Genomic DNA, 22,234 nt, shown 5'->3' on the forward strand with positions numbered 1-22,234 from the left:
ATCTTAACTACAAGTAGTTAAGATGGGGTATTGATTGAACCAGTGGTTAGGAATTCGACATCTGCATCCACAAAGTCCTCAATAAAATCTTCGACCACTTGCTCGACTTCATCGTCATCGCCTGCAAAGTAAGCTAAGTGGAATACAGCATCACCTTCATTGACTAATGGCAGCGTTTGCTGACCAATGACGATGCCGCCTTTGCGTGCTTTCAGTTCGATTTCACCGTGGCCAAGTGGCGCATTGATGTATGCCAAAACCTGGTTTTTCTCGACTTTGTCACCCAGAGTTACAACCGTACGTAAGATACCGTCACTTTCAGCTCTCAACCAACTGGTCGATTTAGCAATCACAGTCGTTGGTAGCTTTTTACGATCAGCTCGTAGCATGCCAATTGCTTGCATTACTCGCTGAACACCGTAGTAACCAGCACTAATACAGATTGGCTCAAAACGTAATGCTTCACCTGCTTCATAAGTCAGTACTGGAATGCCTAAGCGCTCAGCTTCACTGCGTAGTGACCCATCACGTAGAGGGGCGTCAATGGTTACTGGAGTAGCAAACGCTTGGGCTATTCTTAGCGTCTCTGGGTTACTTAAATCCGCTCGAATTTGAGGCAAATTAGTGCGATGAATTGCACCAGTGTGAAGATCTAAGATGTAATCACAGTCTTTTGCTACTTGAGAGAAAAAGGTATGCGCCATGCGAGATGCCAGCGAGCCTTTCTCACTACCAGGAAAGCAACGGTTTAAGTCACGGCGGTCTGGTAGGTAACGAGATTTATGAATAAAACCAAATACGTTTACGATAGGTACCGCGATAAGGGTACCTTTCAGTTTACTGGCATCAATGGTGTTGATTAACTGGCGCACAATTTCAACGCCGTTAAGCTCATCGCCATGGATTGCTGCATTTACCATCAATGTCGGTCCTTCCAACTTACCATTGATGATTTCGACTGGAATCGATAAAGGTGAATGAGTATAAAGCTTAGCCGCTTCTAACTTAATGACCTTTCGTTCGCCCGGTTGGACAGTCTCACCGAGAAATTCAAAAGCACGATTCTTTTTAGCCTTTGCCACGAGTTTTAGTCCTTTTACTTGCCGCATTTTTTTCAATAAAGTCGACAATCATTCCAGCAATGTCTTTACCAGTAGCGGCCTCAATACCTTCAAGACCTGGAGATGAGTTCACTTCCATGACTAATGGACCACGGTCTGAACGAAGAAGATCGACCCCAGCTACATTTAGTCCCATTATTTTTGCAGCGGCAACTGCAGTACGACGCTCTTCAGGTGTGATTTTAATCAGGGATGCACTACCACCACGGTGTAGATTAGAGCGGAACTCGCCCTCGGCACCTTGACGTTTCATAGCGGCAATCACTTTATCACCAAGAACGAAACAGCGGATATCTGCACCGCCAGCTTCTTTAATGAACTCTTGTACCATGATGTTAGCTTTTAAGCCCATAAAGGCTTCCACAACACTTTCTGCTGCTTTACGCGTTTCCGCTAGCACAACACCGATACCTTGAGTGCCTTCAAGTAATTTGATTACTACAGGCGCACCACCAACCATTTCTAGAAGGTCTTTAACATCATCAGGCTTACTTGCAAAACCAGTAATTGGCATGCCGATGCCTTTACGAGACAAAAGCTGCATTGAACGAAGTTTGTCACGAGAACGAGTAATCGCAACGGATTCGTTGACTGGATATACACCCATCATTTCAAACTGACGCAATACAGCGGTACCGTAGAATGTTACGGATGCGCCGATGCGAGGGATAATCGCATCATAGCCAGAGAGCTCTTCGCCTTTGAAGTGGATCTCTGGCTTTTTAGAATTGATATTCATGTAACAGCGTAGAGCATCAACGACTTTCACTTCATGGCCACGAGCCTCACAAGCTTCGATCAGACGACGAGATGAATATAGATTCGCGTTGCGTGACAGAATACCAATTCTCATTATTTATTTTCCTCTAACGGGATTAAAAACGATTCAACAGGGTCGACTTGGATGCGGTCGTGCATCGCTGTGCGGCCAAGTAGCATACGAAATGCCATATTTTCACGATTGTTTAAAGTGATTTCGATTGGCCAGGTTTGTCCACCTAGGCTCATTTCGGTTTCAATGACAAAGCGTTGTTCTTCATGACCCCCAGAGTCTCGAACAACACGTTGGTCCTTCACTTTTGCTTCACAAACAATTTCAACTTCCGTGTTATGTTGGATTGGATGCAACCAAAAACGCACCCACAATGTATCTTCCTTGGTGAAGCTCTCTACTTTAAACGCGTGTAAGCAAGATGTTCTGGCGCCAGTATCGATTTTTGCGTTAATTCTATCAATACCCAAACCAGGTAGGCTTAGTGTTTCACACCAACCTACAAGTAGTTTTTCTTTCTTCATCGCAGTCATTCAGTTTTTTAGTTGATACTAATAATGTAGGTGTGGCTCTTTGGCAAGCATGCAAAGAGCGTAGTTTGAGTTAGCTCAATTTATCATCGAAGCCAATAACTCATATCTCAAAGTGCATACTTGAGAACAACTAACTAATACAGATTAGTACATGAGAGAAATAAGACACCCCAGGATGGCGTGCTCCCAACATAACAACACGGTGTTATGCCTTGAAGAAGGCAAGGTGGTTTGCCCAAAGACGCTTCAAGGGGGGCGACTTTAACAACCTGATTTATTTGTGACTAACGAAAATAAACAATCGTAACGATAAATTATTTTTATTAACCGCAGCAAAAAAACCAGCTAATGCTAGCTGGCTTTTTGGATTACTTTTACTAATGGAAAAGTTTAAATTACGCTTTGTCAGGAATGCGTTCTAGTAGCGCAACCATTTGCTCCCAGAACAGTGCGACCGTGCTGATCTCAACTTTCTCATCTGGTGAGTGTGGAAATTTAATCGTAGGACCAAATGAGACCATGTCCATCTTAGGGTAAGGTTCTTTAAATAGACCACATTCAAGACCAGCATGGATAACCATTATGTTAGGTTTGTGACCGTAGACATCATTATACATATCACGAAATACTTGCATGATTTCCGAATCTGCATCGGGTTTCCAGCCTGGATATCCACCACTAAATTTGATTTCGGCGCCTGCCAGTTCGACGATTGAGCTCAAAGTACTTTCAACTAGGTGACGTCCTGAATCGATAAGGGAACGGATCAAGCAAAGTATGGTCACTTTATCTTCTTCAGTGGTTATCACGCCCACGTTTAGAGATGTTTCCACGACACCTTGAATATCATCACTCATGCGAATGACACCATTTGGCAGCGCATTCAAAGTAGCGATAAAACGCTGCTGTGACACTAAAGAAAATATTTCTGCTTCTGTTTCTGCTACTTGGTTGAAGGTAACGATGTCAGTTTCAACACGACCGAGTTCAGCTCGTAAAACTTCAGTATAGAATTCGAAAAGATCAGCGAGTTTTGCTTCATTGTCAGCAGGTATCGCAATCGTAACAAATGCTTCACGAGGAATCGCATTGCGCAGGCTACCGCCACGGAATTCAATTAAGCGAATATCGAGTTCTTGCGCATGGCTAGCGAGGAAGCGAGCAAGTAGCTTGTTTGCATTACCTCGACCAGTGTTAATGTCACAACCCGAGTGTCCGCCTTTTAGACCTTTCAATACAAGTTGGCGTGTAGTGTAACCTGTCGGGATCGCTTCGCGTTCTATTGTTAGCGTCAGTTCGCCATCAATACCGCCTGCGCAACCCATGTAGACTTCGCCTTCTTGCTCTGAGTCAGTGTTGAGTAGGATTTCACCTTCTAACCAGCCAGCTTCAAGGCCAAACGCTCCCGTCATCCCGGCTTCTTCATCAATGGTCAGTAATACTTCGATAGGACCGTGCTTGATGTCATTTGATGCAAGAACAGCTAGGCATGAAGCCATGCCGATGCCGTTATCAGCACCAAGCGTTGTGCCTTTCGCTGTTACCCATTCGCCGTCGATGTACGGTTGGATTGCATCGGTAGTGAAGTCATGTTGTGTGTCTTCATTCTTCTGCGGCACCATGTCAATGTGTGCTTGAAGAACGACGCCTTTTTTGTTTTCCATTCCTGATGTGGCTGGTTTTTTGATAAATACATTGCCAGTTGGATCACGGCGAACATCTAAACCTTGTTCTTGAGCCCAGTTTACAATGTATTGCGCTAACGCTTCTTCATGCTTAGAAGGATGGGCAATAGAACAAATTTTATCGAAGAACTGCCAAAGTGGAGTTGGCGATAACTCGCTGATTTCAGAATGGAACTCAGACACGGATGACTCCTTATATTACTTAAGACCAGATCATGTTGCAGGTATAACCACTAAGTGCGGGATGAAATACTAGAGCTGGGCTACAAATTAGAGGAAGCTAGCATATCACTCTCATAAGAAAGAGAGTAGAGCGATGATAGCTTTTATCATTTGTCGGATGAAAATGCGTTAATTTTGCTAAAAACCTGATAGGCAATCGTTTTCACTGAAGATGTTTGTTTTTTGTTGTAGGCACCTTTTGTTGTAATTTTATTACACAAATAAATTGATATAAATCAAGTTTGCGATTTTTTTGCGAGTTTTATCATCAAATGCATTGTAATTTTTTTTCTTTAGGGTATATTTGTAACCAACTTCACAAGTTGAAGAAAAAACGCTCAAAGGATGAGTCCGATTTATCGCCTCCAAGGAACTGAGAAATCAACGTTTGTTTTTAATGCATTGATTTAAGGTGATAGCATGAAAGGTTTACCAAGTGCAATGTTCTGGATAAACAGCTCTGTTTATACTAGTAATTTTGTATACCCAACCAGCTTTGGCTACTAGTTCTTAGCTTGTTATTAAACAGTTTTGTTCGACCCCTATTATTGGAATTTTTTTACAGCTAACTATTTTAGCTGCAATGATTCAACCGCCACTCACTTTGAGTGGCGTTTTTTTATCCCCTCATTAAATCTTAAAGCCTGTTGTTTCTCGTCAAATATGCCCAATACTGCGTAGCCTCAATATATCTTCCTATTACACGTGCCATTTTCACCTAGTTCAACGCTGAAATTTTACAACATGGTTCAAAATATCATCAAATATTTCATGCTAAGTAAGTTGCGATTACTTTATGAAAAATAAGGTGAACACAGGTGTTTGTGGTCGTTATTTCTGTTTATAGAGTGACTTTATAAAGAAAAATATTAATTAGAGTGATAATTCTATCTGGAATTTGTTATTTGATAACTTTATAATCCCAGCCAATCGATTACGCAAACGTTTACTTTAAATTTTATAGGATTCGACAATGTTCGAGAAACTGTTCAAACTCAGCGAGAATGACACCAATGTCAAAACTGAGATCATCGCCGGTGTGACTACCTTCTTAACGATGGCTTACATCATTTTTGTCAACCCAGCGATGCTTGCTGATGCTGGTATGGATAAGGGTGCCGTTTTTGTGGCGACCTGTTTAGCCGCTGCGATTGGCTGTTTCATTATGGGCTTTGTGGCAAACTACCCAATCGCCCTTGCTCCTGGTATGGGATTAAACGCTTTCTTCACTTATGGTGTTGTATTGGGCATGGGACATACATGGCAAGTGGCACTCGGCGCCGTGTTCATTTCTGGTTTGCTATTTATGGCGTTGAGTATCTTCAAGGTTCGTGAATGGATCATTAATTCAATTCCAATGTCCCTTCGTACAGGTATCTCTGCGGGTATTGGTCTATTCCTAGCTTTCATCGGTTTACAGAATGCCGGTATCGTAGTTGATAACCCAGCAACGTTGGTGAGCCGTGGCGATATTACGAGCCTTAAGCCAGCACTTGCAGCCCTTGGCTTCTTTTTGACGATTGGTTTGGTGTACCGTGGCGTGCGCGGCGCGGTAATGATCGCAATCTTGATTATTACCACAATTGGTCTCCTATTAGGTGACGTTCAGTGGGGGGGGTTAATGTCAACACCACCAAGTATTGCTCCAACATTAATGCAAATGAACATTGCTGATGTATTCGAAGTGGGCATGATTTCCGTTGTATTTGCATTCTTATTTGTTGATTTATTTGATACGGCTGGAACCTTGGTCGGCGTTGCAACAAAAGCGAATTTAATTAAAGAAGATGGAAAACTACCGCGTTTGAGTAAGGCGTTGTTGGCAGATTCTACGGCGACATCGGTAGGTGCTGTGCTGGGAACATCAAGCACGACATCTTTTGTTGAATCAACAGCAGGCGTAGCCGCTGGTGGTCGTACTGGCTTAACTGCTGTTGTTGTTGGTGTGTTGTTTATACTGGCTCTTTTCTTTGCCCCATTAGCTGGCATGATCCCTGCCTATGCAACCGCTGGCGCGCTGTTCTATGTTGCTATTTTGATGATGTCGGGTCTTGTGAGTATCGACTGGCGTGATCTAACTGAAGCTGCGCCAGTTGTCGTGACTTGCTTGTTGATGCCTTTGACTTACTCTATTGCTGAAGGTATTGCCTTGGGTTTTATTTCTTACTCGGCAATTAAGTTGTTAAGTGGTAAAGGGCGCGAAGTTTCTATTAGTGTTTGGGTTCTATCTGCTGTCTTTATACTCAAATATTTATTCGCTTAAGTACGATAATGTGCCAAGTAGATAGTGACTTGGTGCATTCTCCAGTGAAATCGCAAAAGCCATAGTAGATCACACTGCTATGGCTTTTTTTTTGTTAGAGGAAATTCCCCATTGGTATTATAAGGCTGTTTGGGTAGAATAATCGTTTGCGCAGCTTGTCCCCATTTAGCTGTCCGCACTCTGCTGTTTTTTGCATGAGAGCACCATTTGCAAATTAGGGGATGCAGAACTTTAAATTATTAGGTTATTACAATGAGTAAAAAATTCGTTATTACTTGGGACAACATGCAGAACTACTGCCGTCAGCTTGCTGAAAAACAGATGCCAGCTGAACAATGGAAAGGTATTTGGGCAGTAAGTCGTGGTGGTCTAGTTCCAGGCGCTATTCTTGCGCGTGAACTTGGCATTCGTTATGTTGATACAATTTGTATCTCTAGCTATGACCATGATCATCAGCGCGACATGAGTGTACTTAAAGCACCTGAAGGTGATGGCGAAGGGTACTTAATCATAGAAGACCTAGTAGACAGTGGTGATACTGCACGTAAATTGCGTGAAATGTATCCGAAGGCCAAACTGATTGCAGTTTGTGCAAAGCCGTCTGGCGCTTTATTACTTGACGATTATGTGGTCGATATTGCTCAAGATACATGGATTGAGCAGCCTTGGGATACTAGTGTTCAATACATTGAACCAGTCAATCGTAAGCAAAAATAAAGTTTACAAAATTCGTAAAATGACCTGAAAGGGTCATTTTTTTTACCTAGCCTGTTTTTTAACTACTATGAATAGACGTTATCTTGTCACTAATTGCCTTATTCTCGGTGAGAGAATAGGTTTATTATGCTCACAGATGTCATAGTTAGGTGCCAATATGTCAGAAACAAATAATAAAAACCTCTCAGAAACTTTGTTTGTAAAACACAAACAAGCTAGAGAGACTTCTGAGTTAACTCGTTATATGCCAACCAATAGTGTTCTCTTAGATGAGATGCGGGAAAAGGCGAATAATAGCTGGTATCGCAACTTGCATCGCTTGCAGTGGATTTGGCAGGGTATTGACCCGATTGAGATGGAAGAGGTGTTGTCCCGAATTGCAGGGTCATCGCACTCTCGAACTCATGAGCAGTGGTTGGATACGGTTATGGGTTATCACAGCGGGAACTGGGCTTACGAGTGGACTAAGCTCGGTATGTCGCATCAAAAACGTGGTCATGAGCTTGACGGGGATCCGGGGGCCGAGGAGTTGTTTAATGCATCACTTTGTTTCAGTATTGCTGGCTACCCACATTTGAAAAATGACAATCTTGCGCAGCAAGCTCAAGTGTTGGCATCAAAAGCCTACCACGAGGCGACCAAGAAAACGCAGTTTATCGTTAAGCGTATTGAAGTGCCTTATAAGGGCAAGAAAATTGTCGCCCATTTGCACCTCACTAGCACCGAAAAGCAACAACCGGTCGTGATGGTGAGTGCTGGATTAGAGACATTGCAAAGTGATATGTGGCGGCTGTTTCGTGATTATCTGGCAAAGAAAGATATCGCGATGCTCACGGTCGATATGCCCTCTATTGGTCAATCAGGTCATTGGTCTCTAACAGAGGATACATCTTGTATCCATCAAGCCGTGCTCAACGAATTACCGCGGATTCCATGGGTTGACCACTATCGTGTTGGGTTAATCGGCTTTCGTTTTGGTGGTAATGCTTTAGTGCGATTGTCTTTTATGGAACAAACCAAAATCAAAGCTTGTGTATCACTAGGCGCACCGATCCACGATATTCTGTCATCACCTGAAAAACTGAAAAAAATGTCGAAAATGTATTTGGACTTACTGGCTACTCGTATAGGAAAAGAAGTCGTCGACATTAATAGTCTTGCCGCTCAAATGCGTGCCTGGTCTTTAAAAACCCAAGGCATATTAACCAGTCGAAAAACACGTGTGCCAATATTAGCACTGAGCCTAGAAGGTGATCCGGTTTCACCTTTAAGTGATAATCAACTGGTGGCACTATTTAGCGACTATGGAAAGGCGAAGAAAATTAGTTCCAAGACTATTACACAAGGATATGAGCAATCCCTCGATTTGGCGATCAAATGGCTAGAAGATGAGTTAATGAGATGACATCTATATGAATTTAGTTAACAGTAATGTTAAGCCTAATAACTAATTAGGCTTAAAGATAACTAAAAATATGGAGAGTCAATATGTCAAAAGTGACGAAAATTCCGACTCATTTTCGCTTGTTAACGAGTTTGAGGGCGTTAGGTCCTTATCTTAGAGAATCGCAAAGTAAAGAAGGTTTTTATCTATTTGATTGCTTAGGTGTCTGTGTCAATGACAAAAAATCTCCAGAAGAACGTGAGTTTTGGGGCTGGTGGCTAGAGCTTGAACAGCAAGATAATCAATTTGCTGCTCGTTATCGGATTGGTAAATACAACAGTCAGGGTCAATGGGTGGGAGAGTCCCTGCCTAAAAAAGCCGTGGCTGATGTTAATCGTATTCAAAATAGCTTTCATCAATCCTTACTTACTATGTTAGAGAATGAGTATGGAATTGAAGTTGGTCTGCATGATGAATCGGTTGAATTTGTCTAGTTGGCATTGATAATCTTCATCGACTAATAAAAAAGGTGCGTAATAGCGCCTTTTCTGCTTGTTAAATCCCGCTGTGATTGATAAAACATCAGACCTTGTTTTTATTAATTTAATCTATTATGACAACGAATCAACAATGCGGAAAAGTGATGCAACCTCAGACTGTGGTTGTAAAACTTGGTACCAGTGTACTAACTGGCGGTACGCTACAACTAAACCGTGCTCATATGGTGGAGTTGGTACGTCAGTGTGCAGAGCTCAAAAAACTAGGCCACTCAGTGGTTATCGTATCGTCTGGTGCTATTGCAGCAGGGCGTGAGCATCTAGGTTACCCCGCACTGCCCAATTCAATGGCAAGTAAGCAATTGCTTGCTGCGGTAGGGCAAAGTCAGTTGATTCAAACTTGGGAATCTTTGTTTGCCATTTATGGTATTAAGATCGGTCAAATGTTGCTAACGCGTGCCGATCTCGACGATCGTGAGCGTTTTCTCAATGCACGTGACACGATTAATGCGTTGGTGGAACACGATATTATCCCTGTTGTGAATGAAAACGACGCGGTAGCAACCAATGAAATCAAAGTGGGTGACAACGACAATTTGTCGGCTTTGGTCGGAATTCTATGCGGCGCGGATAAACTATTACTTTTAACCGATCAAAAAGGTCTGTTTACGGCTGATCCACGTAAAGACCCGCAAGCTGAGCTTATTAAAGAAGTAAAAACCATCGATGACACCCTGCGTAAAATTGCGGGTGGTAGTGGTACGGCGTTAGGCACTGGTGGCATGGCAACCAAACTACAGGCGGCCGATATCGCTCGTCGTGCTGGCATTGAGGTGATCATTGCCGCAGGTAGCGCGCCGGATGTGATTTTTGACTCTTTAAGCACTGAGCCACAAGGAACTCGCTTCTTACCATGTAATGAAGCATTGGAAAATCGCAAGCGTTGGATTCTAGCTGGTCCTGCTGCCTCTGGTGATATGCTTATTGATGATGGCGCGGTAAACGCTGTCATCGGTAAAGGTAGCAGCCTACTTGCGAAAGGTGTGCTGAAAGTGAGCGGTGAGTTTTCTCGAGGTGATGTAGTGCGTATTAACAACCAAGGCGGTAAGTTAATTGCTCGTGGTATTTCCGCTTATTCTAGCGTTGATGTGACCAAAATCCTTGGTAAGCATAGCAAAGACATCCTCTCGATTTTAGGTTACGACTACGGTGCCGAAGTGTTGCATCGCGATGATATGGTTGTAATCCAAGAATAACAACGAATTATTAAGGAAGTGACGTGGAATTAATTATTATGGGTAAAGCGGCAAAAGAAGCTGCTTTCGCATTGGCGACAGCCTCCACTGCGCAGAAAAACCAAGCATTGGCAATTATTGCCGATGAACTTGAAGCGAATGCGAAAGACATCCTTGCGGCTAATGAAAAAGATCTTGAGCTTGGTCGTCAAGCGGGTTTAACAGAGTCTCTGCTAGATCGTTTAATGCTCAACGAGTCGCGCCTTGAAGGCATCGCTAATGATGTACGCAATGTGATTAACTTAAATGATCCTGTCGGCAGTGAGATTGACAGCAAAGTGCTGGAAAACGGCATGTCACTTTCACGTCGCCGTGTGCCACTTGGCGTTGTGGGCGTAATTTATGAAGCTCGTCCTAACGTGACCATTGATATTGCTGCGCTATGCCTCAAAACGGGTAATGCGAGTATTCTTCGTGGTGGTAAAGAGACATTCTTCTCTAATATGGAACTGGTGAAGGTTATTCAAATTGCGCTGGCGAAAGCGGATTTACCTGCTGCATCGGTTCAATATATTGAGAAACCGGATCGTGAGTTAGTTTCTCAACTGCTTAAGCTGGATGATTATGTGGATATGATCATTCCCCGCGGTGGTGCTGGTTTGCACAAAATGTGTAAAGAGAACAGCACAATCCCAGTGATCATCGGTGGGTTTGGTATTAGCCATATTTTTGTTGATGAAAGTGCTGATTTAGCAAAGTCTCTTGATGTGGTCGAAAATGCCAAAGCTCAACGTCCTTCAGCGTGTAACTCACTTGATACATTGCTCGTGCATGAGAAGGTGGCTGTTGAGTTCTTGCCAATGCTGGCTGATCGTTTGAATGGTCAAGTTGTGCTTGTTGCAGAGCCGAAAGCCAAAGCATTACTGAACAATGCTGTAGAGTTGCGTGACGCCGTGGACGGTGATTTCGACACCGAATGGTTAAGCTACACATTAGGCGTGAAAGTCGTAGCGGATGTAGTTGAAGCTATTGACCACATGCGTGTTCATAATGCGAGTCATTCAGATGCTATCATGACCAATAGCTTAGAAAGTTCTGAACGTTTTATTAACTCAGTAGGATCTGCTGCGGTTTATGTGAATGCATCCACTCGTTTTACTGACGGCGCACAGTTTGGTTTAGGTGCTGAGGTGGCGGTATCCACACAGAAGCTGCATGCACGTGGACCTATGGGTTTAGAAGAGCTCACTAGTTATAAGTGGGTAGGTAAAGCGAACTACTTATCGCGTAGTTAATAGATATTCGTGTAAAAAGGGGCGTGTTCGCCCCTTTTTCTTTTCTTCAAGTTGTCAATTCCGCTACACTACGGGCATTGATATGGAGGTATTATGCATTGTCCTTTTTGCTCTGAGACGGATACAAAAGTTATCGATTCTCGATTAGTGGCCGATGGTCATCAAGTGCGCCGTCGCAGACAGTGTCTGGCATGTAGCGAGCGTTTTACGACGTTCGAAACCGCTGAGCTAGTAATGCCTCGCGTGATTAAATCCAATGGCAACCGCGAACCATTTAATGAAGATAAGATGGCGGGTGGTTTGCAACGAGCATTGGAAAAACGCCCAGTTAGCGCGGACGCGGTTGAACTTGCGATTAGCATGATTAAATCGAAGCTTCGCGCCACAGGTGAGCGTGAAGTGCCAAGTGAAATGGTGGGGAACTTGGTGATGGAGCAACTCAAAGATCTTGATAAAGTTGCTTACATTCGCTTTGCTTCGGTTTACCGTAGCTTTGAAGATATTCGAGAGTTTGGCGAAGAGATCGCAAGACTGGAAGATTAGTCGGGTGTAGTAATGATTCAATTTACGTCACAAGATCATGCAATGATGCGACGTGCGATCAAATTGGCACAAGGTGGCATCTATACAACGGCGCCCAATCCTAATGTTGGTTGTGTGATTGTGCGTGATGATCAAATTGTTGGTGAAGGTTTTCATTTTCGTGCAGGTGAACCGCACGCGGAAGTTCATGCTCTGCGTATGGCAGGGGAAAGCGCTGTTGGTGCTACGGCTTATGTAACTTTAGAGCCTTGTTCACATTACGGACGTACGCCCCCTTGCGCTGAAGGCTTGATTAAAGCCAAAGTGGCAAAGGTGATCTGCGCGATGCAAGATCCCAACCCTCAAGTCGCGGGACGCGGCATTCAAATGCTGCGTGATGCAGGTATTGAGGTTCAAGTTGGGCTTTTAGAGGCGGACGCTCGAGCGTTAAATCTCGCGTTTATTAAACGAATGGAAACCGGTCGTCCTTTTGTACAGCTTAAAATGGCAGCGAGCTTAGACGGGCAAACTGCGCTATCGAATGGGCAAAGCCAGTGGATTACTTCTCCTCAGGCAAGGCGAGATGTGCAAGCAATGCGCGCCAAAGCCGGAGCTATTCTTTCTACCAGCCAAACAGTTATTGATGACAATGCGTCACTCAATGTGCGCTGGGATGAGCTGCCAAGCTCTATTCAAGCGAATTACGCCAAACAACAACTTCGTCAACCGACAAGAGTCATCTTAGATCGCCACAGCAAACTGACAGCAGATCTAAAAATATTTAGCACTGAAGGTAAGTTGTTACGAGTCTCTCCTTCATGTGAAGTTACACCACGCTTGGCAATTGATGGTCGTATCGATCTGCCAACAACACTTGAATCTTTGGCTACTGAGCACAACATTAATCATATCTGGGTTGAAGCGGGCGCCACTTTAGCAAGTTCGCTAGTACAACAAAATTTAGTTGATGAGCTAGTATTGTATCTTGCCCCCAAATTGATGGGTAGTGACGGACGTGGTCTTATCGGCGCGTTAGGTTTGCTTACTATGGATCAAGTTATTGAACTTGATATTAAAGAGCTAAAGCAGGTCGGTCCGGATATTCGCATCATCGCCACCCTTATCTATAAAGAACACGAAAAATGTTTACAGGAATAGTAGAAGCAGTTGGCACGCTAACTGCCATCACGCCGAAAGGCGAAGATATCAGCGTTACTGTCAGTAGTGAACGATTAGATATGTCGGATGTAAAGCTGGGTGACAGTATTGCCACTAATGGTGTGTGTTTGACAGTCGTTGAATACAACAGCGATAGCTATACAGCCGATCTCTCATTAGAAACACTACATAAAACCGGATTTACTCATTATCAAGTGGGTGACAAGGTTAACCTTGAAAAAGCGATGCTGCCAACTACACGCTTTGGGGGACACATTGTTTCAGGGCACGTAGACGGGCTCGGTGAGATCGTAGAGCGAAACCAAGTTGGTCGTTCAATTGAGTTTTGGGTCGCCATGCCCGCAGAGCTGAATAAGTATGTCGCTGAAAAAGGGTCGATTACGATTGATGGTATCAGCCTGACGGTCAACGCGTTGCGTAAAAATGCCTTCAAATTGACGATTGTCCCTCACACCAGTTTAGAAACAACCATCGCAGACTTTCAGGTTGGTCGAAAGGTAAACTTGGAAGTGGATGTATTGGCTCGCTATATGGAGCGCCTGTTGACTAGTCAGCAGCAAGATAGTGCCCCTGAGTCACGTCTTACAATGGAATTTTTACAACAAAATGGCTTTGCTTAAGTCAGAGAAAGATACCAGCCAGAATAGGAATAGAAGATGCCAATCAGCACGCCTCAAGAAATTATTGAAGATATTCGTTTAGGGAAGATGGTCATCCTGATGGATGATGAAGATCGTGAAAATGAAGGCGATCTAATCATGGCTGCGGAACATATTACGCCAGAGGCTATCAACTTTATGGCAACTTATGGCAGAGGATTGATCTGTTTAACCATGACCCGAAGCCGTTGTGATGAATTAGGCTTGCCACCAATGGTGCAAGATAACAATGCCCAATACACAACTAATTTTACAGTATCAATTGAAGCGGCTGAAGGTGTCACGACAGGTATCTCAGCAGCAGATCGTGCCCGAACAGTACAAGCGGCGGTAGCGCCGAACGCTAAAGCGGCGGACTTGGTTCAACCTGGGCATATTTTCCCATTAGCAGCGCAGGAAGGTGGTGTACTCACTCGAGCTGGTCATACAGAAGCTGGCTGTGATTTAGCGCGTTTGGCTGGTTTAGAGCCCGCATCAGTGATTGTCGAAATTCTGAATGATGACGGCACAATGGCTCGCCGCCCTGATCTTGAAGTATTTGCGGAAAAGCATGCAATTAAACTCGGCACGATTGCAGATCTGATTGAGTATCGCAATAACACGGAAACTACCATTGAGCGCGTGGCTGAATGTAAGCTACCGACTGAATTTGGTGAATTTAACCTAGTTACTTACCGTGACACAATCGATAATCAAGTGCATTACGCTCTTTGTAAACAAATCAGTGATGAACAAGCGCCGCTTGTGCGTGTTCATTTGCAAGATACGTTTACTGATTTATTGCATAGTGACCGCAATGCCGAACGCAGCTGGACTTTAGATAAAGCAATGAAACGTATTGGTAAAGATGGTGGTGTGTTGGTTATTTTAGGTAATGAAGAACCTACCGATTTGCTTATCCACCGCGTGAAAATGTTTGAAGCGCAAGATCAAGGTAAAGCACCGACATTGGCGAAGAAGCAAGGCACATCACGTCGAGTGGGTGTTGGTTCGCAAATATTAGCGGATTTAGGCGTACACAACATGCGCTTACTTTCTTCAACCAACAAGCGGTACCATGCACTTGGTGGTTTTGGTCTTAACGTTGTTGAGTATGTAACAGAGTAATAAGATCTTTTATTTTCAATGAATTAAGTGAGGTGTTTAAGACGCCTCACGGTTTCGGTTTCGATATATAAAAACCTATTAGATATTGCTCACAGTTTTGTGCTAGAATCCGGCGATTCTCACTTGATGAATATAGTTAAAGGAAAGCTTATGAAAGTGATCGAGGGTGGCTTCCCAGCGCCAAATGCAAAAATTGCTATCGTTATATCTCGTTTCAACAGTTTTATTAACGAAAGTCTATTGTCTGGTGCAATCGATACTTTAAAGCGTCATGGGCAAGTGAGCGATGACAACATCACTGTAGTTCGTTGCCCTGGTGCAGTTGAATTACCGTTAGTTGCTCAGCGCGTAGCGAAAACGGGTAAGTACGATGCTATCGTATCTTTAGGGACAGTTATCCGTGGCGGTACACCACACTTTGACTATGTTTGCAGTGAATGCAACAAAGGTTTGGCACAAGTGTCGATGGAGTTTTCACTTCCAGTCGCATTTGGTGTCTTAACTGTTGATACTATTGATCAAGCGATTGAGCGCGCAGGAACCAAGGCTGGTAATAAAGGTGCAGAGGCTGCACTGAGCGCACTTGAGATGATTAACGTTCTTTCTGAAATCGATTCCTAATGGGGGCCAGTGTGAAACCAGCCGCACGTCGTAATGCACGTCGATTCGCTTTACAAGCGATCTACTCTTGGCAAATTACTAAAGATAATGTTGCCACAATTGAAGAGCAGTTTTTATCTGGTGGTAAATATGATGAAGAAGAACATCATGCATCAGAGCCTGCACTTTCTACACCAGACACAGACGTGGCTTACTTCCGTGACCTTCTAACAGGTGTTGCGCTAAGTCACACGGAGCTAGATTGTAAGATTCGTCCATACACGTCACGTCCAATGCAAGATTTGGATTTGATGGAGCTGGCGTTATTGCGTCTTGCAATGTATGAGATGACTCGTCGTGAAGACGTCCCTTACAAAGTGGTTATCAACGAAGCGATTGAACTTGCAAAAGTATTCGCAGCTGAAGATAGCCATAAGTTCGTCAATGGTGTGCTAGATAAAGCAGCACCACACGTACGCAAGAAAAAATAGATTTTTAACTAAAAAGGTCAGCATATGCTGACCTTTTTTATATACTACAGCTTAACCCCATCACTTTGCTTCTTTATGTCTAGCGAATTTAACCTAATCGAAAGATACTTTGTTGGTCGACAAACTCAACGTACCGATGTGTTGTTAGCCGCTGGTGACGATTGTGCTTTAGTTGAAGCGCCAACGGGTTTCTCTATTGCCATTAGTACCGACACGTTAGTTTCGGGTACTCATTTTTTACCCGATGCCAATCCTGCTTGGGTGGCACACAAAGCATTAGCATCTAACATCAGCGATCTTGCAGCAATGGGTGCAACACCAGCTTGGGTGTCGTTCGCACTTACCATGCCATTCGTGGATGAAGCGTGGTTAGCTCCATTTTGCGATAGTTTTTTCGAACTTGCCGATCAGTATGGCATTCAACTTATCGGTGGCGATACGACCAAGGGACCACTTAGTTTGACTTTGACCGTGCAAGGTTTCGTCCCTAAGGGACAAGCTCTGAAGCGAGAAGGCGCAAAGGTGGGTGATGAGATCTACGTAACGGGATCAATCGGTGATAGTAAAGCTGGTTTGGATGTTATTCTGGATCAAGCTCAAGCAGGTAGACCTTGGGCGCAAATACTTGAGCAACGGCATTATCTCTCTTCACCAAGAGTTTGTGTAGGTGAAGCTTTGAGAGGCATTGCTAGTGCTGCGATTGATATTTCCGACGGTGTTATTTCTGATTTAGGTCACATACTTAAGCGCTCTCAAGTTGGCGCAAAGGTAGAGGTAGAACAATTACCGATCTCCTCACAACTTGTCGAGTTTGTCGCTGGTCGCGATCGAGCATTGCAATATGCGCTTACCAGTGGTGAAGAGTACGAGTTATGCTTTACTGTACCGGAAGGTAAACGCGAGGCATTGTCGCATGCGTTAAAAGATATCGACTGTTCTGTTACCTGTATTGGTCAGATCAACAGTACTGGCAACCTGACCTTAACCAGAAATGGACAAACAATCACTTGGCAACTCAATGGCTATGATCATTTTAAAAGTAATTAAGACCGCATTATGACGAATCCTCTCTCTTTGATTTCTTTAAAGAATCCTTGGCATTTATTAGCTACTGGGTTCGGTAGTGGGTTATCTCCTATTGTACCTGGCACTATGGGTACGTTAGCATCGATACCATTGTATTTACTGCTCGTTCAGTTGCCACTTAGTTGGTATTTGCTGGTGGTATTGGTTGCGTGCCTTATTGGTGTGAAAATTTGCCAAGTGACTTCTGATGATATGGGGGTTCATGACCATGGTTCGATTGTTTGGGATGAATTTGCCGGATTTTGGATCACCATGGCAGTTGTGCCTATATTTCAGCTTTCTACGACAGATTGGAAATGGCTGCTCACTGGTTTTGTCTTATTTCGTTTTTTTGACATGGTTAAGCCTTGGCCTATTGGCTGGTTAGATAAACGTGTGCATGGTGGATTAGGTATTATGATCGATGATATCGTCGCCGGCGCTATGGCTGGTGTTTCGCTGTATTTAGTTGGTTGGTTTTCAGGTTGGCTAGTGTAGTGCTGTAAATAGTAAAGGCTTCCGTTGGGAAGCCTTTTTACATTTATTTTAGTTTTTCTAGGTCAGATTCGATCTCGGAAATTTTACTCGAGACAACTTTTTCTAAATGACGTAAATCGGACAGTATTTTCTGTTTTACGTCCACTTCTGCTAATTTTTCCGGTTTGGTTATTTTGTTTAGCTCATCAATGATCAACGTTAAATTACGATTAATTTCAGTGACTTCTTTATATTGGTGACTACCACTATCGACCAGTACATTTTTTATCTGCCGAGGGTATTTATACTTTACGCTTTTAGCGAATAACTCGCCTTTTTGTTTGCGGAAATAGATCTTAAGAATGTCTTTGTGGGCTTCTTGACGCAAAGAATAGCGCTCAATCTGTTTGGGATCTTGTATGCCTAGACCCGTTAAGTGTGGAAACATAGGCTACCTCATAAATCGTATTTATTAATTGCCTGAATTCAGGTTTAATTTAACACTTTCAATGTAGCAGCCTAGTTGCTACCGATATAGTTGAGCTATCTATAATTTTCTCAAATTGTGGTTAAGATCAATTTGGAGCCAGCTCTGAGACATTGGTTATTAAGGCATCACGTAGCTGTAATTCTTCCTCTTCGCTGAGCTTACTGCCATCCATGCCGGTAATGATGAAAAAATCTTCCGCCCGTTCGCCAATGGTAGTGATCTTCGCTGCATGCAAATTGATATTCAACGCCGCAAATGTTGCTCCTACGGTTGCCAGTAAACCCGGTGTGTCGAGCGCGACAAACTCCATCGTTGTACGCTTCTTACTTTTACTGGGTAAAAAGTCGACTTTGGTTTTGACTTTAAAGTGCTGCAAATTACGTGGTGTGCGTCTCGTGCGCAGTTTGGTTGGACGCCCATCTTGCAATACATGGATGAGATGTTTAATTACCGCTTTGTGGCGACTTTCTTCTATGGCATTACCGTTCTGATCTAAGACCATAAAAGTATCAAACACATAGCCATCTTTGCTTGTCATGACTTGAGCATCATGGACGTTAAAATTACGTCTATCTAATTCGGCAACAACCGTAGCGAATAAGCCATTTTGGTCTTTATTGTAAACAAAGACCTCAGTACCGCCACGAGTTGGTTTTTTACTGATCAGTACCAACGGCTTGGTTGGATCGTCGTGGCGAAGTAGATTGGAGCAATGCCAGGCAATCTGTTTATGAGAGTGGCGCAGAAAGTAGTCGGCTTTAAAACGCTGCCACATAACTTCAATTTCACGACTGCTGAAGCCTTCTTTGCGCAGCAATGCTGACGCTAATTGTTGATTGTGGCGAATGCGCTCACGAACATCTACCGGATTTTCTAACCCTCGGCGCAGAGCTCGTTGGGTCGAATAAAAGAGCTCGGCCAAAAGCGTGCGTTTCCAACTGTTCCATAATTCGGGGTTGGTGGCGCAGATATCCGCGACAGTTAAGCAAACTAAGTATTCGAGATATTCTTCATCACGGACTTTTTTGGCAAACTCTGTAATGACTTCAGGATCATAAATATCACGGCGTTGAGCAGTGACAGACATCAAAAGATGGTGACGTACCAGCCAAGAAACTAAGTTGGCTTCTGGCGTGGAAAGCCCATGCTCACGGCAAAACGTGTAGGCTTCTTTTGCACCAATCTCGGAGTGGTCGCCTCCGCGCCCTTTGCCAATATCATGGAAAATAGCTGCGATGATCAGCAGTTCTTTCTTCTGAACACGTGGATATACTTCGCAACATATTGGGTGTTTACTGTGGTTTTTAGCGTAGCTAAAAGTGTTGATATGTTTTAGAAGCCTAATGCTATGTTCATCGACGGTGTAAACATGGAACAGATCAAATTGCATTTGCCCAACAATTTGGCTCCATTGTGGTAAGTAAGCTGATAGCACGCCCAATCGATGCATTAAACCAAATGCATTGTGTAGAGCATTTGGGTGGCGGCATAGATCTAAAAATTTCTCTCGTGCTTCCGGTATCGTGTACAAAAAACGGTTGAAACGTCTGCGTGCAGTTCTGAGCTGTCGTAATGTTGGAGGAGAGACCCCTTCGATGGTGGAGTCGTTTGCGATATGCAAGAACATATCAAGTATGGTTTCTGGTCGAGCTTGAAATAGAGCGGGTTTACGCGCTTCAATCAAATTGCCTCGACGCTGAAAATCTTCATTAATTACTTGTGCCTTGCTTTCTGCACCATTATTTAGAATTGCCTGTCCGAAGAGTTTTAGCAGCATCTTATTGAGTTCGGCAACTCGTCGAAGTGTACGGTAGAACTCTTTCATCATCATTTCTACGCCGCGATTCCCTTCACCGACAAAGCCTAAGGTTTCAGCTACTGTCGGTTGGTGCGCAAAAGTGAGTCGGTTATCATAGCGCTTTAAATCGATGTGTAGTGCAAAGCGGACTCGCCACAAGAATTCTTGGCATTCGACTAGTTCTCGGTACTCGGCATCGGTTAAAAATCCATAGCGACTCATTTCAAACAGTGAAGTCGCACCAAAGTGGCGACGAGCGACCCAGCTTAAGGTATGGATGTCTCGCAAACCGCCTGGTGTTGACTTAATGTCCGGCTCTAAATTGTAAGTGGTATCGTGATAGCGAGCATGTCGTGTGGTCTGCTCTTGTACCTTCGCCTTGTAGAAAACTTCACTCGGCCAGAAAGATTCAGAATGCACCAGCATTTTTAGTTGATGAAAGGTTTCCTCGCAGCCAGTAAGTAAGCGGGATTCTTGTAGATTAGTCGCCACCGTTAAATCGCTGCGACCTATTTCACTGCAGTCTTCAATGGTTCGTACCGCATGTCCGATTTCTAATCGCAAATCCCAAAGTAGAGTGATGAACTGGCTCACTTTGGCACCCAACGCATCAGGTAGCCTTTTCTTTGATACCACTAAAATATCAATGTCAGAAAGTGGGTGCAGCTCACCTCGACCGTATCCACCCACAGCAACTAAACTGATGTATGGCAGTTTGGAAAAGCCATAGTGCTGCCATAAGCGAGTCAGTAGCAAATCAGTGTAGTCGGAACGCCCCAGAACTAAGTCACTAACTGGGTGGTGGTTGATAAACTCTTGTTTTTGATAATTGGCAAATTGTTCCAATTGTAATTTGAGTTCACTGACGTTGATTTGATCGTCACTGAATGTGAGCGGCGATTGAAAAGGCATAAGGGCTATCCATGCTTTATCCACCCATATTGCTGATTCTTCATAAGATGACGTTATGGGTGATTAATTAATTGTTCACACTTTACCAAAGGTAGTGAGACAAAAAAATATCCCCGCATGGGCGGGGATAGAAAAATTAAGCGTTTGTCATCAGACGAGGGATAGATTCGTCACTACGAAGTGTTAACACTTCACAACCGTCTTTTGTCACCACAATGGTGTGCTCATACTGAGCTGATTTTTTGCCATCGCCTGTGTAAACAGTCCAATCATCTTGGGCATCTACCGTACAGCCAAATTTACCTGCGTTAATCATCGGTTCGATGGTAAAGCACATGCCCTCTTTCAACACACGACGATCACTATTTCTATAATGAACGACTTGCGGCTCTTCATGGAACTCGTTACCGATGCCGTGACCACAGAAGTCTTTTACAATGGAGAACTTATTACGAGGATTGTGCTTATTGTTGTCTTTGATGTATTTCTCTATAGCGGTACCGATGTCGCCAACGGTTGCCCCAGGCTTTATTTTTCGCATACCAACATAGAGTGCTTCTTGAGTCACCATACATAAGCGTTTGTCTGCAGGGGTCACATCACCGACAAAGAACATTTTTGATGTGTCGCCGTGATAACCGTCTGGGCGAGTAGAGAGATCGGCATTTTCATCGTCTGGAATAATGACAGTGATGTCGACGTTGATGATGTCACCGTCTTTCAATACCGCTGGTTTCATTTGTCCATTGCTACCAAGTTCATCTTGAAGAGCCGGAATGCCATGACAAACGATGTGGTTGATAGAGGTACAGATTGATTTAGGAAAGCCATGGTAATCGAGTGGGGCAGAGTACGCGCCTTTCTCCAAAGCATAATCATGACAGACTTGGTTTAGCTCGTCTGTTGTTACCCCTTCTTTAATATAAGGTTCGATCATCTCCAGAATATCGGCAGCTAAGCTACCTGCGATACGCATACGTTCGACTTCATCAGCCGTTTTAATCTTGATTGACATTGGCTTTTCTCTATTAATTCAACGGCACATACAATGTGCGAATACACGTATTTTAACAGGAAGAACTGAGAATGTGTATTTGTGTTATTTAGCGATTGAGAAAGAGGGGATAATTAGTTGTAATTAATATCGCTGAAGGAATTTTAACTAGCCAATTAAGGGTAAAATATGATATAAAGCGCGCCGGAACATCGT

General features: G+C 43.6%; 22 protein-coding genes. 15 read left to right on the forward strand and 7 right to left on the reverse strand.

What is annotated here, in order from left to right; genetic code table 11:
• Positions 1-17: 17 nt before the first annotated feature.
• The 4 genes from L4C38_RS00465 to L4C38_RS00480 all read right to left on the reverse strand — a co-directional run bounded on the left by L4C38_RS00465 (position 18) and on the right by L4C38_RS00480 (position 4,294).
• Positions 18-1,109, reverse strand: a complete 1,092-nt coding sequence (locus tag L4C38_RS00465; protein WP_428795568.1) for a succinylglutamate desuccinylase/aspartoacylase family protein — start codon at positions 1,107-1,109, stop codon at positions 18-20.
• Positions 1,069-1,974 carry a 30S ribosomal protein S6--L-glutamate ligase gene (gene rimK, locus L4C38_RS00470; protein ID WP_428795569.1) on the reverse strand — a complete coding sequence of 302 codons (906 nt, stop codon included), beginning with the start codon at positions 1,972-1,974 and terminating at the stop codon, positions 1,069-1,071. Before rimK ends, L4C38_RS00465 begins: the two co-directional genes overlap by 41 nt.
• Positions 1,974-2,417, reverse strand: a complete 444-nt coding sequence (locus tag L4C38_RS00475; protein ID WP_428795570.1) for an ATP-dependent zinc protease family protein — start codon at positions 2,415-2,417, stop codon at positions 1,974-1,976. Before L4C38_RS00475 ends, rimK begins: the two co-directional genes overlap by 1 nt.
• Before the next feature lie 404 nt (positions 2,418-2,821).
• Complete coding sequence (locus L4C38_RS00480) at positions 2,822-4,294, reverse strand: aminoacyl-histidine dipeptidase (RefSeq protein WP_428795571.1); 1,473 nt, start codon at positions 4,292-4,294, stop codon at positions 2,822-2,824.
• Positions 4,295-4,753: 459 nt separating this feature from the next.
• Between L4C38_RS00480 and vcdP the strand changes: the two genes are divergently transcribed.
• The 15 genes from vcdP (at position 4,754) to pgpA (ending at position 17,845) form a co-directional block, all read left to right on the forward strand.
• Positions 4,754-4,840 carry a small protein VcdP gene (gene vcdP / locus L4C38_RS21295; protein ID WP_483409760.1) on the forward strand — a complete coding sequence of 29 codons (87 nt, stop codon included), beginning with the start codon at positions 4,754-4,756 and terminating at the stop codon, positions 4,838-4,840.
• A 466-nt stretch (positions 4,841-5,306) separates the two neighbouring features.
• A complete protein-coding gene (locus L4C38_RS00485) occupies positions 5,307-6,596 on the forward strand; it encodes an NCS2 family permease (protein ID WP_428795572.1) in 1,290 nt (429 codons plus the stop codon).
• Between the two features lie 252 nt (positions 6,597-6,848).
• Entirely contained in the window at positions 6,849-7,313 is a 465-nt protein-coding gene (gene gpt / locus L4C38_RS00490) for a xanthine phosphoribosyltransferase Tet(34) (protein WP_428795573.1), read from the forward strand.
• Positions 7,314-7,470: 157 nt separating this feature from the next.
• Positions 7,471-8,718 carry an esterase FrsA gene (gene frsA, locus L4C38_RS00495; RefSeq protein WP_428795574.1) on the forward strand — a complete coding sequence of 416 codons (1,248 nt, stop codon included), beginning with the start codon at positions 7,471-7,473 and terminating at the stop codon, positions 8,716-8,718.
• Positions 8,719-8,801: 83 nt separating this feature from the next.
• Complete coding sequence (gene crl, locus L4C38_RS00500; protein ID WP_428795575.1) at positions 8,802-9,191, forward strand: sigma factor-binding protein Crl; 390 nt, start codon at positions 8,802-8,804, stop codon at positions 9,189-9,191.
• A gap of 119 nt (positions 9,192-9,310) precedes the next feature.
• Positions 9,311-10,450, forward strand: a complete 1,140-nt coding sequence (proB, locus tag L4C38_RS00505) for a glutamate 5-kinase (RefSeq protein ID WP_428795576.1) — start codon at positions 9,311-9,313, stop codon at positions 10,448-10,450.
• A 23-nt stretch (positions 10,451-10,473) separates the two neighbouring features.
• Complete coding sequence (locus tag L4C38_RS00510; RefSeq protein ID WP_428795577.1) at positions 10,474-11,724, forward strand: glutamate-5-semialdehyde dehydrogenase; 1,251 nt, start codon at positions 10,474-10,476, stop codon at positions 11,722-11,724.
• A gap of 93 nt (positions 11,725-11,817) precedes the next feature.
• Positions 11,818-12,267, forward strand: coding sequence for a transcriptional regulator NrdR (gene nrdR / locus L4C38_RS00515; RefSeq protein ID WP_428795578.1), 450 nt, complete (start codon positions 11,818-11,820; stop codon positions 12,265-12,267).
• 12 nt (positions 12,268-12,279) lie between these two features.
• Positions 12,280-13,404 (forward strand): bifunctional diaminohydroxyphosphoribosylaminopyrimidine deaminase/5-amino-6-(5-phosphoribosylamino)uracil reductase RibD, encoded by a 1,125-nt coding sequence (ribD, locus tag L4C38_RS00520; RefSeq protein ID WP_428795579.1) that lies wholly within the window; start codon positions 12,280-12,282, stop codon positions 13,402-13,404.
• Positions 13,389-14,045 (forward strand): riboflavin synthase, encoded by a 657-nt coding sequence (locus L4C38_RS00525; RefSeq protein WP_428795580.1) that lies wholly within the window; start codon positions 13,389-13,391, stop codon positions 14,043-14,045. Before ribD ends, L4C38_RS00525 begins: the two co-directional genes overlap by 16 nt.
• Before the next feature lie 36 nt (positions 14,046-14,081).
• Positions 14,082-15,191: a bifunctional 3,4-dihydroxy-2-butanone-4-phosphate synthase/GTP cyclohydrolase II gene (gene ribBA, locus L4C38_RS00530; RefSeq protein WP_428795581.1), complete on the forward strand. Its 1,110-nt coding sequence runs from the start codon at positions 14,082-14,084 to the stop codon at positions 15,189-15,191.
• A 150-nt stretch (positions 15,192-15,341) separates the two neighbouring features.
• Positions 15,342-15,812: a 6,7-dimethyl-8-ribityllumazine synthase gene (gene ribH / locus L4C38_RS00535; RefSeq protein WP_428795582.1), complete on the forward strand. Its 471-nt coding sequence runs from the start codon at positions 15,342-15,344 to the stop codon at positions 15,810-15,812.
• The gene (gene nusB, locus L4C38_RS00540) at positions 15,812-16,282 is read left to right on the forward strand and encodes a transcription antitermination factor NusB (protein ID WP_428795583.1); all 471 of its coding nucleotides are present in this window, start codon (positions 15,812-15,814) and stop codon (positions 16,280-16,282) included. Before ribH ends, nusB begins: the two co-directional genes overlap by 1 nt.
• A gap of 75 nt (positions 16,283-16,357) precedes the next feature.
• The gene (thiL, locus tag L4C38_RS00545; RefSeq protein ID WP_428796007.1) at positions 16,358-17,329 is read left to right on the forward strand and encodes a thiamine-phosphate kinase; all 972 of its coding nucleotides are present in this window, start codon (positions 16,358-16,360) and stop codon (positions 17,327-17,329) included.
• 9 nt (positions 17,330-17,338) lie between these two features.
• The gene (gene pgpA / locus L4C38_RS00550) at positions 17,339-17,845 is read left to right on the forward strand and encodes a phosphatidylglycerophosphatase A (RefSeq protein ID WP_428795584.1); all 507 of its coding nucleotides are present in this window, start codon (positions 17,339-17,341) and stop codon (positions 17,843-17,845) included.
• Between the two features lie 43 nt (positions 17,846-17,888).
• Here the strand turns inward: pgpA and L4C38_RS00555 are convergent, their stop codons facing one another.
• The 3 genes from L4C38_RS00555 to map form a co-directional block, all read right to left on the reverse strand.
• On the reverse strand, positions 17,889-18,272 hold the full coding sequence (locus L4C38_RS00555) for a DUF3461 family protein (protein ID WP_428795585.1): 384 nt from the start codon (positions 18,270-18,272) through the stop codon (positions 17,889-17,891).
• A 127-nt stretch (positions 18,273-18,399) separates the two neighbouring features.
• Positions 18,400-21,024 carry a bifunctional uridylyltransferase/uridylyl-removing protein GlnD gene (gene glnD / locus L4C38_RS00560; RefSeq protein WP_428795586.1) on the reverse strand — a complete coding sequence of 875 codons (2,625 nt, stop codon included), beginning with the start codon at positions 21,022-21,024 and terminating at the stop codon, positions 18,400-18,402.
• A gap of 136 nt (positions 21,025-21,160) precedes the next feature.
• Positions 21,161-22,039, reverse strand: a complete 879-nt coding sequence (gene map, locus L4C38_RS00565; protein WP_428795587.1) for a type I methionyl aminopeptidase — start codon at positions 22,037-22,039, stop codon at positions 21,161-21,163.
• Positions 22,040-22,234 lie beyond the last annotated feature (195 nt).

It is taken from the genome of Vibrio kasasachensis (assembly GCF_050337565.1).
GTDB lineage: Bacteria > Pseudomonadota > Gammaproteobacteria > Enterobacterales > Vibrionaceae > Vibrio > Vibrio kasasachensis.

Excerpts from the sequence above, each read along its gene's own strand:
- ribD (WP_428795579.1), top strand. The coding sequence starts at position 12,280 with ATGATTCAATTTACGTCACAAGATCATGCAATGATGCGACGTGCGATC.
- glnD (WP_428795586.1), bottom strand. The coding sequence starts at position 21,024 with ATGCCTTTTCAATCGCCGCTCACATTCAGTGACGATCAAATCAACGTC.
- ribH (WP_428795582.1), top strand. The coding sequence starts at position 15,342 with ATGAAAGTGATCGAGGGTGGCTTCCCAGCGCCAAATGCAAAAATTGCT.
- proB (WP_428795576.1), top strand. The coding sequence starts at position 9,311 with ATGACAACGAATCAACAATGCGGAAAAGTGATGCAACCTCAGACTGTG.
- rimK (WP_428795569.1), bottom strand. The coding sequence starts at position 1,974 with ATGAGAATTGGTATTCTGTCACGCAACGCGAATCTATATTCATCTCGT.
- L4C38_RS00555 (WP_428795585.1), bottom strand. The coding sequence starts at position 18,272 with ATGTTTCCACACTTAACGGGTCTAGGCATACAAGATCCCAAACAGATT.
- gpt (WP_428795573.1), top strand. The coding sequence starts at position 6,849 with ATGAGTAAAAAATTCGTTATTACTTGGGACAACATGCAGAACTACTGC.
- crl (WP_428795575.1), top strand. The coding sequence starts at position 8,802 with ATGTCAAAAGTGACGAAAATTCCGACTCATTTTCGCTTGTTAACGAGT.
- map (WP_428795587.1), bottom strand. The coding sequence starts at position 22,039 with ATGTCAATCAAGATTAAAACGGCTGATGAAGTCGAACGTATGCGTATC.
- vcdP (WP_483409760.1), top strand. The coding sequence starts at position 4,754 with ATGAAAGGTTTACCAAGTGCAATGTTCTGGATAAACAGCTCTGTTTAT.
- pgpA (WP_428795584.1), top strand. The coding sequence starts at position 17,339 with ATGACGAATCCTCTCTCTTTGATTTCTTTAAAGAATCCTTGGCATTTA.
- L4C38_RS00525 (WP_428795580.1), top strand. The coding sequence starts at position 13,389 with ATGTTTACAGGAATAGTAGAAGCAGTTGGCACGCTAACTGCCATCACG.
- L4C38_RS00485 (WP_428795572.1), top strand. The coding sequence starts at position 5,307 with ATGTTCGAGAAACTGTTCAAACTCAGCGAGAATGACACCAATGTCAAA.
- nusB (WP_428795583.1), top strand. The coding sequence starts at position 15,812 with ATGGGGGCCAGTGTGAAACCAGCCGCACGTCGTAATGCACGTCGATTC.
- L4C38_RS00465 (WP_428795568.1), bottom strand. The coding sequence starts at position 1,109 with ATGCGGCAAGTAAAAGGACTAAAACTCGTGGCAAAGGCTAAAAAGAAT.
- nrdR (WP_428795578.1), top strand. The coding sequence starts at position 11,818 with ATGCATTGTCCTTTTTGCTCTGAGACGGATACAAAAGTTATCGATTCT.
- frsA (WP_428795574.1), top strand. The coding sequence starts at position 7,471 with ATGTCAGAAACAAATAATAAAAACCTCTCAGAAACTTTGTTTGTAAAA.
- thiL (WP_428796007.1), top strand. The coding sequence starts at position 16,358 with ATGTCTAGCGAATTTAACCTAATCGAAAGATACTTTGTTGGTCGACAA.
- ribBA (WP_428795581.1), top strand. The coding sequence starts at position 14,082 with ATGCCAATCAGCACGCCTCAAGAAATTATTGAAGATATTCGTTTAGGG.
- L4C38_RS00475 (WP_428795570.1), bottom strand. The coding sequence starts at position 2,417 with ATGAAGAAAGAAAAACTACTTGTAGGTTGGTGTGAAACACTAAGCCTA.